The sequence below is a fragment of the Mariniflexile sp. genome, from assembly GCF_041583155.1.
Classification (GTDB): Bacteria; Bacteroidota; Bacteroidia; order Flavobacteriales; family Flavobacteriaceae; genus Mariniflexile.
Genome location: NZ_JBFHGK010000096.1, coordinates 1 through 4,655, shown reverse-complemented (window position 1 = coordinate 4,655; position 4,655 = coordinate 1). Strand labels below are relative to the sequence as shown.

The window sequence follows — 4,655 nt, the reverse complement described above, 5'->3', positions numbered from 1 at the left end:
TTCGGCCGAAGCATTCAATGCAAAAATTAAAGCCTTTAGGGCACAGTTTAGAGGTGTTAAAAATGTAGAATTCTTTCTTTACAGATTAATTACAATTTTTGCATAAACACAACAATTGAGATTGATCCCACTTTATCTTAAAATGAGCTCGGGAATAGCAGGGTACCTTGCCTTAACGGCATGGGACGTTATAAGCTTCCGCTCATTTCGTAAATCTTGATAGCTCTTGAAAAGACCACTATTGACCACTTCCAAATAATTATTAAGGAGTCTGGTGTTTTGATTTGTTCCCCGTGCCCTGCCTTTATAGGCATCCCAATCCGATACTGGAACTTTACGTTTTAAACTTAATGTGGATCGCTTGCCATTTACAGTGATTCTTGCATAAATGGAGGCTTGGTTGTCTTTTGTTCTTGCTAAATCTGCCCAGAACAAAATACTAAACGTGCTTGTTGTTTTCATGTTTTCGTCTTTTGTTAATGTTGAAATTATTTCCAGACGAAAGTCAAATCACTTTAAAGATACATTTATTTGCCCAACATATTGCTGGATTTTAACAATTCGTCAACAAATTTTTTAAATTATTTTTGTTATCCGATTTGTTGACTTTTTTAACGGGATTATTTGTTTTTATTTGATACCCCTAAAAATGCAAAAACCTGCAAATCATACGATTAACAGGTTTTTGATGTTGATTGATATACTATTTTGTCGGGGTGGCAGGATTAATTAAATAACTACAAACCCCTATTTTCACTGCTGTTTTGCGGTTTTTATCTTTTTGTGTTCACCTAATTGTACACTAAAGTTAAAATGAACTATTTAAAGGCAAATTGTATTTGTATTTCATACAAGATACAAATTATATTAATAAAAGATTTATTCTAACATGTACATAAATACTTTTTCCAAAAAAAATGATACTCAATTGTAATTCTTAATGATTTGATAACATTCAAGTTTAGTAAGAATAGATTAATAATACATTAAATTCGTCTAAATAGAATTAAGGATATATGAAGTGTAAATTTAATTAAATAACCATTTAAAAACTTACGGCTTTCCCGTAATTAATAATGTTAAATTCTGTCTTTTTTAACAAAAAATAAGCAACAGTAAGTATTTTATATTTTGTTATTCTTCCTACATTTACTTCAGTAATTTAAAACCTCAAAAAACATGAAAAACTTACTTTTACTATTTGTTCTTTTTTTAACATTAAGTTGTTGCAAAAATGATGATGACAACACTACAAACCCTATAGACCAACTTCCAGCAGCAACCCAAACAGGTGAACAAACATTTGGCTGCTTAATAAATGGCGAAGCTTTTTTACCTGACACTTTTGGAAGTGGAAGACCTAATGCTTTTTACCAATTGTCTGGGGGTAAATATACATTGGTTATATCTGCTAGTAGAGGAGGAGGAGAAAATGAATTTATTGTGCTCCAAGGTGTTGATGTTGACCCTATAACAGAACAAGCGTATCAACTTAAATCAGAATTGAGTGGTAATTATTCAGCAATTATATTAAAGGAGGGGGAGATATCGGCACAATTACTGTAACAACTAGTAATGAACTTCCTGGAATTATAACCATTACAAATTTTAATCAGGAAAATTTTATCATATCAGGAACTTTCGAGTTTACGGTTTTAGATGATGATGATAACGAAATTAAGATTACTGACGGTCGCTTTGACCTTAAATACACCAATTAAAATAATAAGCCTATGCCATGAAATACGCCTAAAAAAGAAAGACCATCTACTAGGTAGGCAGCCTTTCAAAAACAACTAAACAATATCTCACAATCATTTAATTTAAAAACAAAATTATGAAGAATTTTACATTACTGCTATGTATTTTTATTATTACTCACTTTGCATTAGCACAAACTGAAACCAATACATCATTTGCTAGCCAAATGAATACTATGTTTTCTCCTTTAGATAAAAATAACGTACCACAAGGTATTTTGTTAGATTACGGAATGGAGTTTACCAATGTGCCAGCTTTTAATGGCACACTTACAGATAGTACTTATACCAACTTAACTGCATTTAAACAAATTTATAACACATTGTTAAGTAGCAGGATTAGAGATGTAACTACGGGGTTTGTAACACCACAAACCTTTGATACTAACCTTAAATATAGCCGAACAACAAATGTTATTACCTTAGGAGGCTTATATTTTAAATATGCCACCTTCATAGATAATGCCACGGTAAACGGAAAATTAACCTATAGTGGTGGCAAGTTTTATGATAAATATACAAATGGGGTATGGCAAAACCCATATCAAGAACGTAAAACGTTTGTTTTGGCAGCAACCGAAAAAATACATAAAGGGTTTAATATACAAGTAAAGCTACCTTCAAGCATTTTTTACTCAAACGTATTAAGTGAAGTACAAAGTATTGAAATAGATTTTGGTAACGGGCAAGGTTATGTAACCGTACCATTTAATCAAATAGTTAATGTAAGTTACACAAGTGAAGGCGTAAAAACTTGGACGTATAAATTAAACTTAACAAGCAGTGCTAGTTTATACAGTAGGTCTAGAATAAAAATAGAAGAAGGTTTAACAACTATACCATGGAGTGAAAGACATGGTAATCAAAATTAAATAATATGAAAAATATAATTTTAGCACTAACAGCACTATTAATATTTAATTGCTGTGATAAAAAAGATGATGAACCCAAAAACCCTATAGACCAATTACCACCTGCAACCCAAATAGGTGCAAATACTGCGGGGTGTTTGGTTAATGGTGAAGCCATATTTCCAAAAGGTTCTGGTTTAATTTTTCAAATATTTTATACCAATGGTTTAAATTTCGGTCTATTTATAGCAAATGAAAAAGCAAATAATGATAGAATTATTAATCTGGCTTCTTTAAATGAGTCTCTTCAAGTAGGACAAACTTATCAACTTAAAGAATATGCGGAAAATTCCAAGTATGGAGAATATGTAATTCGAGATTTTCCAATTAGTGAAACACAATATCAAACGACAGCAACTGTAACAGGAGAGCTAAAAATAACGCATCATGATTTTAATAACGCCATAATAAGTGGTACGTTTTGGTTTGATGCAATCGATTCTGAGGGTAACATAGTAGAAGTGAGAGAAGGTCGATTTGATGGAGAGTATTAATAATAACTATAAATTCAAAAAATAATGAAAACATATATATTAACATTTTTTATACTTTTTACAACGTTAGTTTGTAAAAGCCAATGCACCACTGCAGACCCTTGTTTTTATGAAAACATTACTGCTACAACCGCTTATTTAGGACAGTATGGTACCGTAAAAATAACCGTTGATGATGCTAATGATGATGATGAAATTACCAATCCTTTAATTGTAGTAGAAGGGTTTGATGTGGGAGTGATAATAGAACCTGAAAAAAAATACGGAAGCTATGACTATAGTAATTTTAGAAGTTATGTTCAATCTTCAAATAGCAACAGTTTACAAAATCTTATTTATAATTCTGGTAAAGACTACGACATCATTTACGTAGATTGGAACAACGGTGTAGATTATTTACAGCGTAATGCATATGGACTTGCAACAAAAAGTAGGACAATTTTTTTTAAGACCTATGCTACATTTTTAAATTGATAAAATTCTTGTTCTACTTCATAGGGAGTTTTATACCCTAAAAAAGAATGTAAACGTTTCCTATTGTACCATATTTCGATGTACTCAAAAACTGCGGTTTTAGCCTGCTCTATAGTTTTAAAATCATCATTATAAATAAGTTCTACCTTTAATGTTTTAAAGAAGGATTCAGCCACGGCATTGTCCCAACAATTTCCCTTTCTACTCATAGATTGGGTTACCAAAGGGTTGGATTTAATAAATGTTCTAAATGTTTTTGAGGCGTATTGTATCCCTCGATCTGAGTGAAATATTAAATCCATATTTATAGTACGCTTGCTTACAGCCATTTTCCAGGCAGGAATTATTGTTTGATTGGTGTATAAACTTGTGCTTAATGACCAACCTATTACCTGCCTATCAAATAAATCAATAATTGTGGTAAGGTATAACCAACCTTGATTGGTTTGAATATAGGTAATATCGCTAACCCAAGCTTCATTTAATCTACAGGGAGTAAAGTTTCTGTTCAATAAATTTCTGCAAACTGGATAACTGTGATTGGAATCAGTGGTAGCTTTGAATTTTCTTTTGTGTTTGCTTGCCCAATTGTTCATCCTCATAATTTTAGCTACTCTGCATCTAGATATACAGTAGCCTTTACGTTTAAGTTTTTCAGCTATTCGTGTAGAGCCATATCGTTTTTTGCTATGGTCAAATTCCTTTTTAATCAAATCCGTAAATAGGCTAAGCTCCAATCTTCGTTTTGATGGTCCAGCCGTATACCACCTGTAAAAACTGCTCCTACTTACTTTAAAAACTTTGCACATCTTCTCGATGGGGTATAGATGCCTGTAGCTGGCTATAAATCCATAGATTTGCCATCGTTCTTGGAGAAGATGTGCACGGCCTTTTTTAGTATTTCAAGTTCAAGTTCCTTTTCTTTAAGGACTTTACGTAGTCTTTTAACCTCTAACGTATCATCAGGTATTGCTTTTTCTGGCTTGGGAGATATTGTTGTTTTGGCTGCCTTGCGC

7 protein-coding genes are annotated in these 4,655 nt (G+C 32.1%); 5 read left to right on the top strand and 2 right to left on the bottom strand.

Annotated elements, in window-relative coordinates; all coding sequences use genetic code 11:
- Positions 1-132: 132 nt before the first annotated feature.
- On the bottom strand, positions 133-462 hold the full coding sequence (locus ABYI63_RS17240; protein ID WP_372758102.1) for an Arm DNA-binding domain-containing protein: 330 nt from the start codon (positions 460-462) through the stop codon (positions 133-135).
- A 717-nt stretch (positions 463-1,179) separates the two neighbouring features.
- Between ABYI63_RS17240 and ABYI63_RS17235 the strand changes: the two genes are divergently transcribed.
- The 4 genes from ABYI63_RS17235 to ABYI63_RS17220 all read left to right on the top strand — a co-directional run bounded on the left by ABYI63_RS17235 (position 1,180) and on the right by ABYI63_RS17220 (position 3,639).
- A complete protein-coding gene (locus ABYI63_RS17235) occupies positions 1,180-1,566 on the top strand; it encodes a hypothetical protein (protein ID WP_372758101.1) in 387 nt (128 codons plus the stop codon).
- 271 nt (positions 1,567-1,837) lie between these two features.
- Positions 1,838-2,632 (top strand): hypothetical protein, encoded by a 795-nt coding sequence (locus ABYI63_RS17230; RefSeq protein WP_372758100.1) that lies wholly within the window; start codon positions 1,838-1,840, stop codon positions 2,630-2,632.
- Between the two features lie 5 nt (positions 2,633-2,637).
- Positions 2,638-3,165 (top strand): DUF6252 family protein, encoded by a 528-nt coding sequence (locus ABYI63_RS17225; RefSeq protein ID WP_372758099.1) that lies wholly within the window; start codon positions 2,638-2,640, stop codon positions 3,163-3,165.
- A gap of 24 nt (positions 3,166-3,189) precedes the next feature.
- Positions 3,190-3,639 carry a hypothetical protein gene (locus ABYI63_RS17220; RefSeq protein WP_372758098.1) on the top strand — a complete coding sequence of 150 codons (450 nt, stop codon included), beginning with the start codon at positions 3,190-3,192 and terminating at the stop codon, positions 3,637-3,639.
- On the opposite strand, the gene ABYI63_RS17215 is transcribed toward ABYI63_RS17220, so the two are convergent.
- Positions 3,618-4,484 (bottom strand): IS3 family transposase, encoded by an 867-nt coding sequence (locus tag ABYI63_RS17215; RefSeq protein ID WP_372758103.1) that lies wholly within the window; start codon positions 4,482-4,484, stop codon positions 3,618-3,620. The two genes, ABYI63_RS17220 and ABYI63_RS17215, sit on opposite strands and share 22 nt — an antisense overlap.
- On the opposite strand from ABYI63_RS17215, the gene ABYI63_RS17210 reads away from it, so the two are divergent.
- Positions 4,467-4,655, top strand: a 189-nt coding sequence (locus tag ABYI63_RS17210; RefSeq protein WP_372758097.1) for a hypothetical protein, incomplete at its 3' end; no start/stop codon positions are given. The genes ABYI63_RS17215 and ABYI63_RS17210 overlap by 18 nt on opposite strands.

What these genes read in the sequence shown, in the direction of transcription:
- ABYI63_RS17240 (WP_372758102.1), bottom strand. Translation starts at nt 462, where the DNA reads ATGAAAACAACAAGCACGTTTAGTATTTTGTTCTGGGCAGATTTAGCA.
- ABYI63_RS17235 (WP_372758101.1), top strand. Translation starts at nt 1,180, where the DNA reads ATGAAAAACTTACTTTTACTATTTGTTCTTTTTTTAACATTAAGTTGT.
- ABYI63_RS17230 (WP_372758100.1), top strand. Translation starts at nt 1,838, where the DNA reads ATGAAGAATTTTACATTACTGCTATGTATTTTTATTATTACTCACTTT.
- ABYI63_RS17225 (WP_372758099.1), top strand. Translation starts at nt 2,638, where the DNA reads ATGAAAAATATAATTTTAGCACTAACAGCACTATTAATATTTAATTGC.
- ABYI63_RS17220 (WP_372758098.1), top strand. Translation starts at nt 3,190, where the DNA reads ATGAAAACATATATATTAACATTTTTTATACTTTTTACAACGTTAGTT.